The organism is Pontitalea aquivivens, from assembly GCF_046507575.1.
GTDB classification, from domain to species: Bacteria; Pseudomonadota; Alphaproteobacteria; order Rhodobacterales; family Rhodobacteraceae; genus Pontitalea; species Pontitalea aquivivens.
On record NZ_JBKFEY010000018.1, the window covers coordinates 1 to 13,083 of the forward strand.

Annotated in this window: 12 protein-coding genes and 1 pseudogene; 6 read left to right on the forward strand and 7 right to left on the reverse strand. The window is 63.3% G+C overall.

Annotated elements, in window-relative coordinates; all coding sequences use genetic code 11:
* A partial coding sequence (gene qatB, locus ACK8OU_RS15210; RefSeq protein ID WP_410304273.1) for a Qat anti-phage system associated protein QatB occupies positions 1-462 on the reverse strand: 462 nt, incomplete at its 3' end.
* A 223-nt stretch (positions 463-685) separates the two neighbouring features.
* A complete protein-coding gene (locus ACK8OU_RS15215; protein ID WP_028714056.1) occupies positions 686-2,554 on the reverse strand; it encodes a KAP family P-loop NTPase fold protein in 1,869 nt (622 codons plus the stop codon).
* Between the two features lie 200 nt (positions 2,555-2,754).
* Here ACK8OU_RS15215 and ACK8OU_RS15220 point away from each other — a divergent pair.
* From ACK8OU_RS15220 to ACK8OU_RS15235, 4 genes and pseudogenes are all read left to right on the forward strand, one after another.
* A pseudogene (locus tag ACK8OU_RS15220) lies at positions 2,755-2,943 on the forward strand (VirB8/TrbF family protein); the annotation flags it as partial.
* Positions 2,940-3,968, forward strand: a complete 1,029-nt coding sequence (gene trbG / locus ACK8OU_RS15225) for a P-type conjugative transfer protein TrbG (RefSeq protein ID WP_410304274.1) — start codon at positions 2,940-2,942, stop codon at positions 3,966-3,968. The pseudogene ACK8OU_RS15220 and the gene trbG, both read left to right, overlap by 4 nt.
* The gene (locus ACK8OU_RS15230; protein WP_410304275.1) at positions 3,965-5,092 is read left to right on the forward strand and encodes a TraB/TrbI/VirB10 family type IV secretion system protein; all 1,128 of its coding nucleotides are present in this window, start codon (positions 3,965-3,967) and stop codon (positions 5,090-5,092) included. Before trbG ends, ACK8OU_RS15230 begins: the two co-directional genes overlap by 4 nt.
* A gap of 2 nt (positions 5,093-5,094) precedes the next feature.
* Positions 5,095-5,334 (forward strand): DUF2274 domain-containing protein, encoded by a 240-nt coding sequence (locus tag ACK8OU_RS15235; protein ID WP_410304276.1) that lies wholly within the window; start codon positions 5,095-5,097, stop codon positions 5,332-5,334.
* Here the strand turns inward: ACK8OU_RS15235 and ACK8OU_RS15240 are convergent.
* The 5 genes from ACK8OU_RS15240 to ACK8OU_RS15260 all read right to left on the reverse strand — a co-directional run bounded on the left by ACK8OU_RS15240 (position 5,267) and on the right by ACK8OU_RS15260 (position 12,039).
* The gene (locus ACK8OU_RS15240; protein WP_094463109.1) at positions 5,267-6,238 is read right to left on the reverse strand and encodes a LysR family transcriptional regulator; all 972 of its coding nucleotides are present in this window, start codon (positions 6,236-6,238) and stop codon (positions 5,267-5,269) included. The two genes, ACK8OU_RS15235 and ACK8OU_RS15240, sit on opposite strands and share 68 nt — an antisense overlap.
* A gap of 276 nt (positions 6,239-6,514) precedes the next feature.
* On the reverse strand, positions 6,515-7,639 hold the full coding sequence (locus ACK8OU_RS15245) for an ABC transporter permease (RefSeq protein ID WP_410304277.1): 1,125 nt from the start codon (positions 7,637-7,639) through the stop codon (positions 6,515-6,517).
* Between the two features lies 1 nt (position 7,640).
* Positions 7,641-10,370 carry a ribosome-associated ATPase/putative transporter RbbA gene (rbbA, locus tag ACK8OU_RS15250; RefSeq protein ID WP_410304278.1) on the reverse strand — a complete coding sequence of 910 codons (2,730 nt, stop codon included), beginning with the start codon at positions 10,368-10,370 and terminating at the stop codon, positions 7,641-7,643.
* Positions 10,367-11,395, reverse strand: coding sequence for an HlyD family secretion protein (locus ACK8OU_RS15255; protein ID WP_410304279.1), 1,029 nt, complete (start codon positions 11,393-11,395; stop codon positions 10,367-10,369). Before ACK8OU_RS15255 ends, rbbA begins: the two co-directional genes overlap by 4 nt.
* Entirely contained in the window at positions 11,392-12,039 is a 648-nt protein-coding gene (locus ACK8OU_RS15260; protein ID WP_410304280.1) for a TetR/AcrR family transcriptional regulator, read from the reverse strand. The genes ACK8OU_RS15255 and ACK8OU_RS15260 overlap by 4 nt, the downstream gene beginning before the upstream one ends.
* A 171-nt stretch (positions 12,040-12,210) precedes the next feature.
* Here ACK8OU_RS15260 and ACK8OU_RS15265 point away from each other — a divergent pair, with 171 nt between their 5' ends.
* On the forward strand, positions 12,211-12,618 hold the full coding sequence (locus tag ACK8OU_RS15265; protein ID WP_410304281.1) for a hypothetical protein: 408 nt from the start codon (positions 12,211-12,213) through the stop codon (positions 12,616-12,618).
* A gap of 50 nt (positions 12,619-12,668) precedes the next feature.
* On the forward strand, positions 12,669-13,055 hold the full coding sequence (locus ACK8OU_RS15270) for a hypothetical protein (RefSeq protein ID WP_410304282.1): 387 nt from the start codon (positions 12,669-12,671) through the stop codon (positions 13,053-13,055).
* Positions 13,056-13,083 lie beyond the last annotated feature (28 nt).

Genomic DNA, 13,083 nt, shown 5'->3' on the forward strand with positions numbered 1-13,083 from the left:
CACTTCCTTGAGCCGAGACAGAGCTGTCACCGCACTCGGCGCCTTCTCAACGATGGTCTTGCCGACATCGAGTTCAAAGCGACGGAAGACGTCGATTGCCGTGAAACGCTCGATGGCGAAGGCGCGCTGCTCAGGGTCGAGATTTAGCAGATCCGCATCTGGGAACCGGGTAAGAAGCTCGGTCAAGGCATCCCGAATTGCCGCGCGCTCAGCTTCTGCGTCCTGCGTCCCGTCGACCGGCCGAACCGCCTCCACAACGGCGTTCATAACTTCCTGCACATTGCGGCCGGCGAGGAGTGCCGGATCAAGCGGGCTGCCTGGCTCGGCCGGCTGTCCCGCTGCAACCCGCGCCAGCGCTCCGCCAAGCGCACCGGCGGTTGCCGCCGTACCTCCGAAGCGCCGAGTCGCTGTTGCCGATCCGCCATAGCCGGTCCGGACGTAGTGACCCATGCTGCGCCGCATGTCCCCACCATCGCCTGATTTTGCGAACTCGCCTAGCGCACGACGCGCACCGCGGAAGCGGGCTGGTGGGGCAAGTGGTGCGGGCGCCGGCGGCACCTGGGGGGCCGCAACACCGTCATCGGCTGGAGCGTCCCCGCCTTCCGCCCCATTGCCAGACGCCTCTCCCGTGGGCGGGTCCGGGGTCCAGGGTGGCACCATCGAGACGCCGCTGCCCGGGCCTCCACTAGATTGTGACGTTCCCATTTTCCCTCTGCCTCTTGATCGCCGCCTTAACCGGTCTGGACACCTGCCCCCGATCCCAGTTGTCGAAGACCCCCTTCGACCATGGCTGGTCCCCGATCTTCGGTACGATATTCGCCTGGATCTGCGCGGCCGGACGCTCGCCCAAGAAGGCGGCAAGCCTCGCACCCTGCGGCGGGTCGGCGTCGGCCACGACAAGGCAGGCTTCCAGAACTGCTGGTACGCCCCATTCCTGCTCCTGCCGCGCACGATCCAGAAGCCGGTCCATGATCACGGTGGTTTCGGTCCGAGGCACCCGCAGAAGTCGGTCTTTCAGACTCGATGCCATCTCCGGATGTTGCAAGAGCGCCGTCAAAAGCTCGGCTGCCTCCGAGGAAAGGCGGTCCTCGGGCGTGATCAGCGGCGCATGTTCACGGCTCACATACAGGGCTCCCCGCAGGTCCGTATCAGCGAGTGTCGGCGGCAGCGTCAGCCACTCCGCGAAAAAGGGCTCATCAAAAGGTGCTGCCAGAGCTTGTTCCTGCCCCGCGATCGCCTTCTCTTCCCATTCGGCGAGGAAGACAGGCTTGCCGGTGTCGCTTGCGCTCACCTGTGCCATCAATTCGGCAAATGCCTTCGCGTTGCCGAGCCGCTCGAACAACAGCAGCTTGGCCAAGACCGCCTCATCGACGCCGACGCCCTGCGCGTTGGAGATCGTCATGCGGATAGCAAGCGCATTGAGGAATCGTTTGATCAGGCGTGGATTGCCCAGAATGCCCGACGCTGTCGTCATGAGCGGGGCCAAGCGGTCCGCAGTATCGAAGCGGCCGATCAACTCGGCAGGCAAGGAACCGTGTAGCGACTGCACAAACGCGCGGTCGACGCGCTTGCCTGCCCAAGTCTGTCGTAATTGGGCGACAACTCCGCTACGGATCTTCTCCTTTACATCATCCGCAAGGTCGCTGTTCTCGACGAACAAGAGCATCATGTAGGCGCGCACTTCCTGGGTGCCCAAGGGCGGCACACGGATTGGCACCTGAATCAGCTTGTCGAAGTAGTTTGTGACGAGAAGATCATCGGGGACACCCTCAAAGTGCCGTCGAACGGCATGTTTGATCATGTCATTGTCGGCGGCGATCACGAAGGCGGTGTTCTTCAGGAACAGGAACAGCCGGATCGCCTCAAGCGTCGAGATCGTCGTTTCGGGCAGGCATCGATCGAGATCGTCGATCAGCACCACCAGCGTGACGCCGAGTTCCTCAAGCGTTTCCTCGAAGTTGTCCCGGAGCGCCTGAATTTCCTTGGGCGGCGATGTTTCCTCCTTTGGATTAAGCAATCCGCTCGCCGTCTCGGCGACCTCACCTGCCTTGCCCTTCGCCTCCTCGATCAGTTCGCCATCGATGCCGCCTGACAAGAAGCGCTTGCCCAACCCCCATACCTCGCCGAGCAATCCGGTGGGCGCCAGGCCGAGCGACATCGCCGCCGCCGAGCCTGCAACAAGCTTGGCGACCCGCAGCCAGCTCACGCGCTTTACCAGTGCCTTGGCCTTATCGACCGCTTTACCACGCGCCTTGGCCTCGTGCTCAAGCTTGGTTGCGATCACATCCATGAGCGCGGCGCGCGCATCGTCGTAGCCCTGATAAAGCCAGGCATTGAACTCGACGAACACAAATTCCCGCTCGCCTTCCTTGCGGGGCCGCGCAGCCAGCGACGCCTGAGTGAGCTTGATCAGCGAGGATTTACCGATGCCCCAAGCCCCGGACACACCAATAGAGATCGGCCGTCCTCGCGCCTGAACGATGATCTCCGCCACCGTGTCTGCTACGCCCGAGAAATTCAGGAAGTCCCGTTCAGTCTCATTGTCGGGCCACATCGGTTCAGGTTAATCCTCTGCTCGCGCCGAATCGCGCAACTATTTTGTCCGTTTACTTAAAGTTAGACAGGAATTGCTTCCGAAGCGAGCGTTGCTGACTTGGCCCCCAGGTTTTGTCCAATGCCTGCTACACTCGCTCGGAGAACCGTTCATAGGCCGTAATCCTGGAAGGTTTCAGGTCAACGTCGCGCTGATAGATTTCCCCGGACAGTTTCCGCGTAGCCTGGACCGAACGCCACTACGAAAACGGCCAGCTCTCCACCACCGAGCGATGGACCGCGATCCTGACCATCGTGATCCAGCCCCCGCGCAACGCCGAGCGGCTGCGCGCCAATCCCCTCGGAATCTATGTCAACGCGATCAACTGGTCGCGGGAGATGAGCCAATGACTGCCACGACTTTCCGCAAAACCGGCTTTCCGGCTTTCCGTAAATCCGCCTTCGCGGCTCTGTTGCTTTCCGCGACCATACTGGCCGGCTGCGCGACCAACCGGACACCGCAGTTCAGCTACGATGCCGATGTGCCGCCCTTGCCGACCGTGCAGGCGGCTGCGACCGACACAACGCCCCGGCCGCTGCATGTCCCGCCCGCCTGGACTGTGGCGCGGGGTGGCGAGGCTGCCGGCACGGCGACGGCCCGCGTCGAGAACGCCAATGCCGCTGCCCGCGTCGAGCCGCGCCGGGAAGGCTACTATAATGCCATACAGATCTATCCCTGGTCGGAAGGCGCGCTCTATCAGGTCTATGCCGCCGTCGGGCAGATCACCACCATCGCGCTGGAACCGGGCGAGAGCCTGACAGGCGCGGGACCGATCGCCGCCGGCGACACGGCCAGGTGGGTGATCGGTGATACCGAGAGCGGCAGCGGCCCGACCCGCCGGGTGCATGTGCTGGTGAAGCCGACCCGGCCGGACATCTCGACCAACCTCGTCATCACCACCGACCGCCGGATCTACATGATCGAGTTGCGCGCGCGGGAAGCGCTCTACATGCCTGCCGTCGCCTGGGCCTATCCCGCACTACCGCCGGGCAGCCGCGCGACCGCACTGTCGGCCCCCGTCATCCCTGCCGAGGCCGTGCGCAACTATCGCTACGGCTTGCAGGTGCAGGGTAACAGCCCGCCATGGCGTCCAGTCTCCGTCTTCGACGACGGCAGGCGCGTCTATGTGGTATTCCCGCGCGGCATCGTCCAGGGCGAGATGCCGCCTCTGTTCGTCCTTGGATCGGACGGTGAACCGGAGATCGTCAACAGCCGCATCCACCAGAACGTCCTGATCGTGGACAGGCTGTTCGGCGCGGCAGAGCTGCGCCTTGGCTCTGGCGACCGCCAGCAGGTCGTCAGGATCGTCCGCCTCGAGCAGACGCAGGCCGCAGCCCAGCCAGCCGGTGCGACCACGGGAGGATCACCCTCATGAGTGGCACCGACACCACGGCTCCCATGCGGTTGCGCGCCGAGCCGCCCCGCGTCACGCGATTGTCCCGCAAGGTTCTGGCGGGCGTTGGCGCAGTCGGTTTGCTCGGCATCGGCGGGGCGCTGATCTATGCGCTTCAGACCGGCGACGCGGGACCGGGTGGCAGCGAACTCTATTCGACCGAGAACCGGCCTACGGCGGACGGCCTCGCCGGCTTGCCGCGTGACTATACAGGCCCGGTCCTTGGACCGGCGTTGCCGGGCGATCTTGGCCGTCCGATCCTTGAGGCGCAGAACCGGGGGCAACCTGTCGCGCCGCCGCCCATCGCGACACCCGCCGTCGATCCGGATGAACAGCGTCGTCTCGCTGAGGAAGAAGCCGCACGGTTGAGCGGTGTGTTCTTCCAGTCAGGCCCGCGCACCGGAGGGCCGGCAGGAACGGCTGCGCCCGGCCTTGCCGGTCTTGGCCTCGGCGGACAGCCCGCGACGCAGGACCGGCACGCGGCTTTTCTCAATGGACCCGTGGACCGGCAGACTGTCGCACCGGATCGTGTCGCGCCGCTGGCATCGCCCTACATCCTTCAGGCCGGGGCCGTGATCCCGGCCGCGCTCATCACCGGCATCCGTTCCGATCTGCCCGGCCAGATCACCGCGCAGGTGACGGAGAACGTCTATGACAGCCCCACCGGCTCGCTGCTCCTGATCCCGCAGGGAACGCGCATCATCGGCCAATACGATGATGGCGTGACCTTCGGCCAGCGCAGGGTGCTCTTGGTGTGGAATCGCCTGATCCTGCCCGGCGGCCGCTCCATCGTTCTGGAGCGCCTGCCGGGCGCGGATGCCAGCGGCTATGCCGGCCTTGAAGACGGGATCGACTATCATTGGTGGGATCTGATGAAAGCGGCTGGCCTCTCCACGCTGCTCGCAGTCGGCACGGAACTGGCGACGAGCGACGAGGACCGGCTTATCCGCGCCATCCGCGACGGGGCGCAGGATACCGTCAATCAGGCGGGCCAGCAGATAGTCCAGCGCCAGTTGCAAGTCGCACCCACGCTCACCATCCGACCGGGCTTCCCGGTCAGGATCATGGTGATGCGCGATCTCGTATTCGAGCCGACAGGAGGCTGACCATGACCAAGCTGAAACTCGGCCCGCTGCCTGACGACAAGTCCGTGAAGATCACCGTGGAACTGCCCGCACCGCTCCACCGCGATCTGATCATCTATGCCGAGGTGTTGGCCCGCGAGAGTGGTCAGCCTGTTGCTGATCCGGTCAGGTTGATCGTGCCGATGCTGGAGCGGTTCATTGCAACTGACCGGGGCTTTGCGAAGGCGCGGCGTGCCGGCCCGCGCCCTGCAGGGCAGGTTTGATCGCCAATGCCTTTGCCAGGCTAAGGAGTCGTCGAAACGCTGGATTGTCATTCTTTGCGGACCACACTGCCGAGAAGGGAAGAACCTCCCCGAGGATCGGTCGATAAGCAACGCCGGGAAACTGTGCCACGGTCATGGCTTCGCTCACAAGCGTCAGCCCCCGGCCGAGCGCAACGAGCGGCACAAGGTTGTCCCGGCTGACTTGCTGCATCTGGATCTCGGGGTGCTTTCCGAGACCGGCAAGGCAGCGAACCAGATAATCGTGAATCTCCTGGCCTGGTGCGGTCTCGCTCACCATGAAAGTTTCTTCGGACAGATCACGCCAGGTCAGCCCCTCACTGCAGGTCAAGCGGTGATCGGATGGCAGAACAGCGAACACGCGCTCGGACCAAAGGAGCTGTCGTTCACAATCGGGCCACTCCCTCGTCCCGGTGACGAAGGCGACATCGAGGTTCAACTGCCGGATCGCCGAAACATGCTCGACGGGATTACCGTCGACCATCTCGATCTCGACCTTGCGGTGACGCCGACCATAGGTTCCAAGCAACTCGGCCAGGAAGCCCGAGGCGATCGAGGAGTAAATACCAATCCGTATTCTCCCCTCTTCAGATCGTCCGACCACCGCGACATCGTGCGCGCCCTCACTGACACTCCTGATCACTTCACGCGCGCGAATAAGAAAGCGCTGGCCAGCATAGGTTTGCGTGACCCCCGATGTATGTCGGTGGAACAGGGATGCCCCGATATGACCCTCAAGATCGGCGATACACCGGCTGATTGCCGATTGCGACAGGCCGAGAGCCGCCCCCGCCTTGCGGAAACTGCCATGCTCGGCCGCAGCCACGAAATAACGGAGATGGCGAAGCTCGATGACATCACGTTGCCTGACCACGTCTTCCGTCATGCTGGCACCCTGCCATGCCTAGGAACGTCGAGGCCGGCGCTGCGGCTACCACAAAGGGCCAAACCAGTCATCAGAACGCCGTCCGGAACTCAAGGCCGAAGATGCCGTCCCTCATAAGCCATGGCGGCAAAAGTTGCGTCATTGCGCTGATAGCGGACATAAGCTCCGAGCGTGGTTCCAAAAGGTCGTCCTCGAAGTCGCTTACATGGCGGGCCGCCCCAGACACCTTCATGCCGAACGCACCGGCCGCGAACATGGGCATAAAAAACCTCAAGCTCACCCCGTCACGTTCATTGAGCGGCGAAACAGCACCAGACTGGCCGCGAAGAAGGCGGCGCCGAGACTGATCATCAGCGCAAGCTGCATCCAGACCGCCGCCAATCCGGCACCACGGAAGGCAACCGCCTTAGCGAAGGCGAGGAAGTGGCGCGAAGGCAGCAGCATGGTCAGGCGCCGCACGGCGTCGGGCTGGCTCTCGATGGCGCTGAAGCCGCCTGACAGCATGATGATGGGAATGATGGTCATCACGATCAGGAGCGCAAACTGCGCCATGGAACGCGCCAGCGTGCCAAGCAGCATCCCGATTGCCGCCGCTGCCCACAGATAGACCGCCGCCCCCATGACCAGAAGTGGCATCGACCCCGCCACCGGCACGCCGAGGATGCCCTGCACCACCACCAGCAGCGAGCCGACAAAGGCCACCAATACGATAAGCATAACCGCCAGCACCTTGGACAGTGCCACCTCGACCGGCGAGAGCGGCATCACCATCAGATGCTCGATGGTGCCGTGCTCACGCTCGCGTAGCATTGCGGCACCGGTCAGGACGATGGTCAGCAACGACAGCTGATTGAGCAGCGATGAAAGCGTCTTGAACCAGATCGGATTGCCGTTTGGGTTGAAGGCGCGGCGCAGTTCAAGATTCAGATCAGGTACGGGCGCGTCGGATCGGCCGGTCAGAAAGACGCGCGATTCGTCAGCTACGATATTGCGAAGGTAATCGCTGCCAAGCTGCGCCTGCGAGACGGCGGTTGCGTCCGCCAGCAACTGCGCCACCGGCGCGCGGCCCGCGATGGCGTCAGAACCGAAATCGGGCGGGAAATTCAGCGTGAACATCACGTCGCCCCGGTCCATCGCCGCCGCCGCCTGATTGGCGGTCATGTAGAGGGGGGTCTGGAACCAGGGCGGCATCAGGGCACCGGCAATCTGGCGGCTGAGTGGCGAGTTGTCCTCGTCAACAATGGCAATGGAGGCATTGTGCACGGTGTCGCCCGCGCCGCGCGCCTCCATCATCACCGCGAAAAAGAACGACCACAGGATCAGCCCCACCATGACCGGATCGCCGAGAGTGCTCTTGATCTCTTTGCCGATTAGCCAGAAGATGTTCAGGATGGCGCGCATCTTACCGCTCCTGCTTGCGCAGCAACAGGATGGCGATGGCGGTGAACGCTGGTCCGAACAGCGCCAGTCGCCACAGCGCATCGCCAAGGTCGGCAAGGCTCATACCCTTGGTGAAGCTGCCGACACTGACCATCATGTACCATGTGGTCGGCCATAGGTAACCGATGGTCTGTGCCGGCCCTTCAAGCGAAGAGACTGGCACCATCATGCCCGAGAACTGCATCGTTGGCATGACCGACAGAACTGCGGCAGCGAAGGCTGCCGTCACCTGTGTGCCCGCGATCATCGAGATCATCAGTCCCCAGCCGGTCGCCGCCAGCGCATAGACCAGTGTGGCCAGGACCAGCACCATTGGACTGCCTTTCAGCGGCACCCCCAGCACCACCACCACGAGCACAGTCAGAATGGCAAAGTTCATCAGCGTGATACCGACATAGACCAGTTGCTTGCCGATCAGGAACTCGGCCCTCCCGGTCGGCGTGACATAGAAATTGGTGATGGTGCCGATTTCCTTTTCCCGTGCCACGCTGACCGCCATCAGGATCGCCGGAAACAGCAAGAGCAGCATCGGTGGGATGGTCGGGCCGATGGCCGGCAAGCTCTCCATCGCCGGGTTGTAGCGAAAGCGCGGCTCCATCTGCACGGCTGGCGTCACCAAGGCCGGGCCTGTCGGCAATGCTGCTCCCGCCATCTGGTTGGCGCCGGTCACATAGCTTTCCACGGTGCCCGCACGGCTGGTGTCGGTGCCGTCGATGGTGGCGGCAATGCCGGTCCCATGGCCTGCACGCAGGTTGGCGCCGAAGTCGGGTGGGATCTCGACCGCCAGTGTTAGCTCGCCGCTGGCAAGGCGCTCGCGCAGCGCGTCCACGTCCTGCAGATCGGCATGGCGAACAAACCAGTTCGAATCCTCGAAGGCTGACAGCCATGCGCGACTTTCCGGGCTACGGTCATGGTCCAGCACCGCGAAGGGGATGTCGCGCACGTCCTGCGAGATGCCGAAGGACATGATCAGCAGCAACACCGCACTGCCCAGAAAGGCGAAAACCAGCCGCACCGGATCGCGGCGCACCTGCATTGCCTCGCGCGCGGTATAGGCCAGCATCCGGCTGAGGCTGAAGCCGGTGGCATCGACAGGCGGGGCCGGCTCGCTTGCCAGCCCCTCGGCCACCGGCGCCTCGGGCGGGATGGCAGTGGAAATATAGTGGATGAAGGCTTGTTCCAGATCGGCTGTGCTGCTTTGTGCGACGATGCCCTGCGGCGTGTCAGTGATCAGGACACGGCCGGCATGCATCAGTGACATGCGGTCACAACGCAGCGCCTCATCCATGAAATGGGTTGAAATGAAGATCGTCACCCGGTCCTTGCGCGACAGCTCCATCAGCAATTGCCAGAAATCATCGCGGGCCTGCGGATCCACGCCCGAAGTCGGCTCGTCCAGGATCAGAATTTCCGGTGAATGGATGACGGCAACTGCCAGCGACAGCCGTTGCCGCAGCCCCAGCGGCAAGCTGCCCGCAGGCTGGTCAAGGTAATCCGTCAGACCGAAGCGGGCGACCAGATCATCAATGCGGGTGCGCGCCAGTTCGCGGGGCAGATGGAACAGTCGCGCGTGCAGGACCAGATTCTCGCGCACGCTGAGTTCGCCATAAAGCGAAAACGCCTGTGTCATGAAACCGACGCGGGCGCGGGCATCCATGCCCTGCTCGGCGATGGGGCGGCCGAAGATCCAGGCCTTGCCCTCGCTGGGTTGCAAGAGGCCGGTCAGCATCTTCATGGTCGTGGTCTTGCCGCAACCGTTCGAGCCGAGAAAGCCGAAAATCTCCCCGCGCGGAATGTCGAAGCTGACGTTGTCGACAGCGGTGAAATCGCCGAAACGCCGGGTCAGGCCGCGCGCCTTGATAGCGATGTCTCCATCCGGTGAGGGAGAGGGTGCCGCGGGCGAAATCACCGACGTATCTGCTGCGCCGTCATCCGCCCCGCCCGTGCGCCGCAGCAGGCTGACATAGGCATCCCCAACCGATCCGGTGCCGGTCCGCTCCATCAGCGCCTGCGGCGAGCCTTCTGCCAGAACATGACCGTCGTTCATCGCCACCAGGTGATCGAACAGCGCCGCTTCCTCCATATAGGCGGTCGAGACCAGCACGCTCATTTGCGGACGGTCCCTGCGAATGGCGTCGATCAGATCCCAGAACTGGCGGCGCGACAGCGGATCGACGCCGGTTGTCGGCTCGTCCAGCAACAGGAAGTCCGGGTCATGGATCAGCGCCGCGCAAAGCCCTGTCTTCTGCTTCATCCCCCCCGAGAGTTTGCCGGCGGGTCGCTCGAGAAAGGGAAACAGCCCGGTCGCCCGCGTCAGGCGCGCGATCCTTGCCGACCGATCGGCCCGGCCGAGGCCGAACAGCTTGCCGAAGAACTCCAGATTCTCGCGCACCGAAAGATCGTGGTAGAGGTTCTTGCCCAAGCCCTGCGGCATGAAGGCCAGTCGGTTGCCGACCGCGTTGCGGTGGCGCGCGCTGCCCATGGCGCCACCAAGGCAGGTGATGCCGCCCTCCTGAAGGCGCTTGGCGCCAGCAACGAGCCCCATCAGCGTCGATTTGCCGACCCCGTCGGGGCCGATCAGCCCGACCATCCGCCCGGCGGGCAGGTCAAGCGAGACATCCGCAAGCGCCAGCACCTTGCCATAGCGATGCGTGACACCCTCCAGCCGGGCGACGGGTTCGGGCGTTGTCATGGCGTGTCTGCGCCGGCTGTCGCGGGCAGGTCGATCAACGGTGGCGTCAGGCCGACGGGCCAGCTTGGCAGGTGGCCATCCGGATCGGCCAGCCGCACCCAGACCACGCCGCGCACGCCGGTCTTGACCTGATCTGTGCGCGCCTCCACCAGTTCAGGCGGCACCCGCACCCGTATACGAAACATCAGGTTTTCGCGCTCGGTCAGGGTCTCGACCTGTTTGGGGGTGAACTGGGCCTGCGGCGAGACGAACATCACCTGCGCCGGCATCGCGCGATCAGGCATGATGTCGGCCACGATCCGCGCCTCGTCACCGATTACCACCCTTGGTGCGTCAGCGGCGGGCAGGAAAAATTCCATATAGACATCTTCGAGACTGGCCAGCGTCAGGATATTGCCGCCGGCGCCGATGATCTCGCCCGGCTGGGCCAGCCGGTAAAGCACCCGTCCCGCTCCCTCGGCATGCAGCGTGGCATCTGCGATCCTGGCCGCGATCTCGTCGCGGGCTGCGGCCTCGGCATCGACACTGCGTTCCCGTGACCGAAGCGTTGCATGGGCCGCCGCAAGTCCGGCTTCGGCGACACTGACCTCGGTGCGCTTGATGTCCAGATTGGCTTGCGAGGTAATATCGCGGCTGGCCAACCGCTCGGTGCGGGTCGCCTCGCTCTCTGCCAGCGCCAGCCGCGCCTTGGCCTCGTCCACTTGAGCTGAGGCTACCCCGACGGCGGCATGGGCGCTCTCCACGGCTGCCTCGGCGCGGGCCAGTTGTGCGCGCAGTTCTGCCGTATCCATCACCACCAGCACGTCGCCTTTGCTGACCCGGTCTCCCTCGCGCACGCGGATTTCCGCGATGCGCCCCGCCAGTCGCGGCGAAATGTCGATCAGATCGGCCTCGATGCGGCCGTTGCCGCGCGAAAATCCATCCGGTGGCAGGTCGGAGGGTTTCAACAGCACCGTCCAGGCGCCAAAGCCCATCAGCCCGGCCAGCGCAATGGCAAGGATGATCATGGAAACACGGCGGGTCATGGTGTGACCTCGTTGCAGTCGTCGGCGTTACCGGTCGGTGGGTTGGCGCTACCCAGGACGCCCGTGCGATAGATTACGAAAACTCGCAACGCATCGGCGCGCATTCGGGTCACGTCGCCATGCAACAAAAGCTGCACGACAAGACCCTGGATCATGCCCAAATAAAGCGTGGCTGCGGCCTCGATATCCAGCTCCCGGCTCAGCGCGCCTTCTGCCACGCCCGCCGACAGGATGCGGTGCAGCCGCGTGGCGTAGTTTTCAAGCAGCACGCGCGCCATCCGTTTCGCCGCCGTATCACTGTTGCGCTGAAGCTGACCGAAGATCATCCGCGGCACACCGGGATGTTCGGCGATGAAGTCGATATGGCCCAGAAACATTGCCTCGAGGGCGGCCATGGGTTCGGCCTGCGCGCCCGCCAGCCGATCGATGCGCGCCAGCAGCCGGTCGGCCACCCACTCCATCGTCCCCAGCCAGAGCGCTTCCTTGTTCGGGAAGTGCTTGAACAGCGCCCCCTGCGTCATGCGCATATGTGCGGCAACCTCGGTGGTGGTGATGGTTTCCGGATTGGCGTGCGCCGCCAGTTCCACGACCGCCTCGACCGCCTCGGCGCGGCGCTGCTCGGCGGGCAGATATTTTGCACGCATGATATGCCCTCGGATAAGCGTGTTTGATGAAAGTATGTGTTCACTTCCTATGAGTTTGTAGATGACTCGTCAATGGGAAAATCTGGTGAAGTAACCATTGGCCATCCAGGATTCGCATGATAAATGAATAGAAGTAATTGATCGCTTGATTCTTAAATGTGGAGATGCGCGATGCCGGCGAGAGCCAAGTTCGAGGGTGGGGATCAATCGGAGACCTCACAATGTTACGTCACGCCAAATGCCCTCATCCTCATCGCCGCTTTAAGCCTGACGGTTGTGGCACACCCCGCGCAGGCCGAGGTCATGAGTGCCGCCGAGATTGCGGAGCAGATCGTCGATAAGGATCTGGTCGCGCGGCGCATGGGGGCCAGGGTCCATTTGCGCTATGATGTCAGCGGCACAGTCACGATCCGCGCCCCATTCTTTTCCGGAACGGGTAGTTGGGAGCGCGATGGCGATCGGCTGTGCATGACCGTGAGGGGCGGGCCAAATCCCGGAACCTCATGCCATAGCTTTGAGAACCTCGGTGGTGGGCGGTTTCGCAACTCTGACGGCATGGTGTTGCAGTTGAACAACTGAACCCACGTTTCGGACGACAGGAAGAACCAACGGCCAGCAGGATATAAAGTATGATACGCAACTGGATATTCGGCGGTCTCGCCATCGTCTTCGGGTTAGCTACTGTTGCAGAAGGCGGCAGCGTTCTGCTCGGTAGCAGATCTGCAACCGCAGCAACCGGCAATTTTGTACCGCTCGTGCTGTGGGTTAATTTCTTGTCTGGTTTTTTCTATGTTCTAGCCGGGACGGGCATAGTTATGGCCCGGCCTAGTGGGTTGTTTCTTGCTCGTGGACTGGCTGTAGTGCTGCTGGTGCTGTTTGGCTGTTTCATCTTCTACGTCCTGCTGGGCGGTGCATGGGAGACGCGAACGCTGGGCGCAATGATCCTGCGCCTGAGTTTCTGGGCCGCCGTCGCCTTGCTGGTCAAACCGCGGTCGAAAGCTGCTCGAACAGCCTGACCCTGCGGAAATCGACATCGACAACATG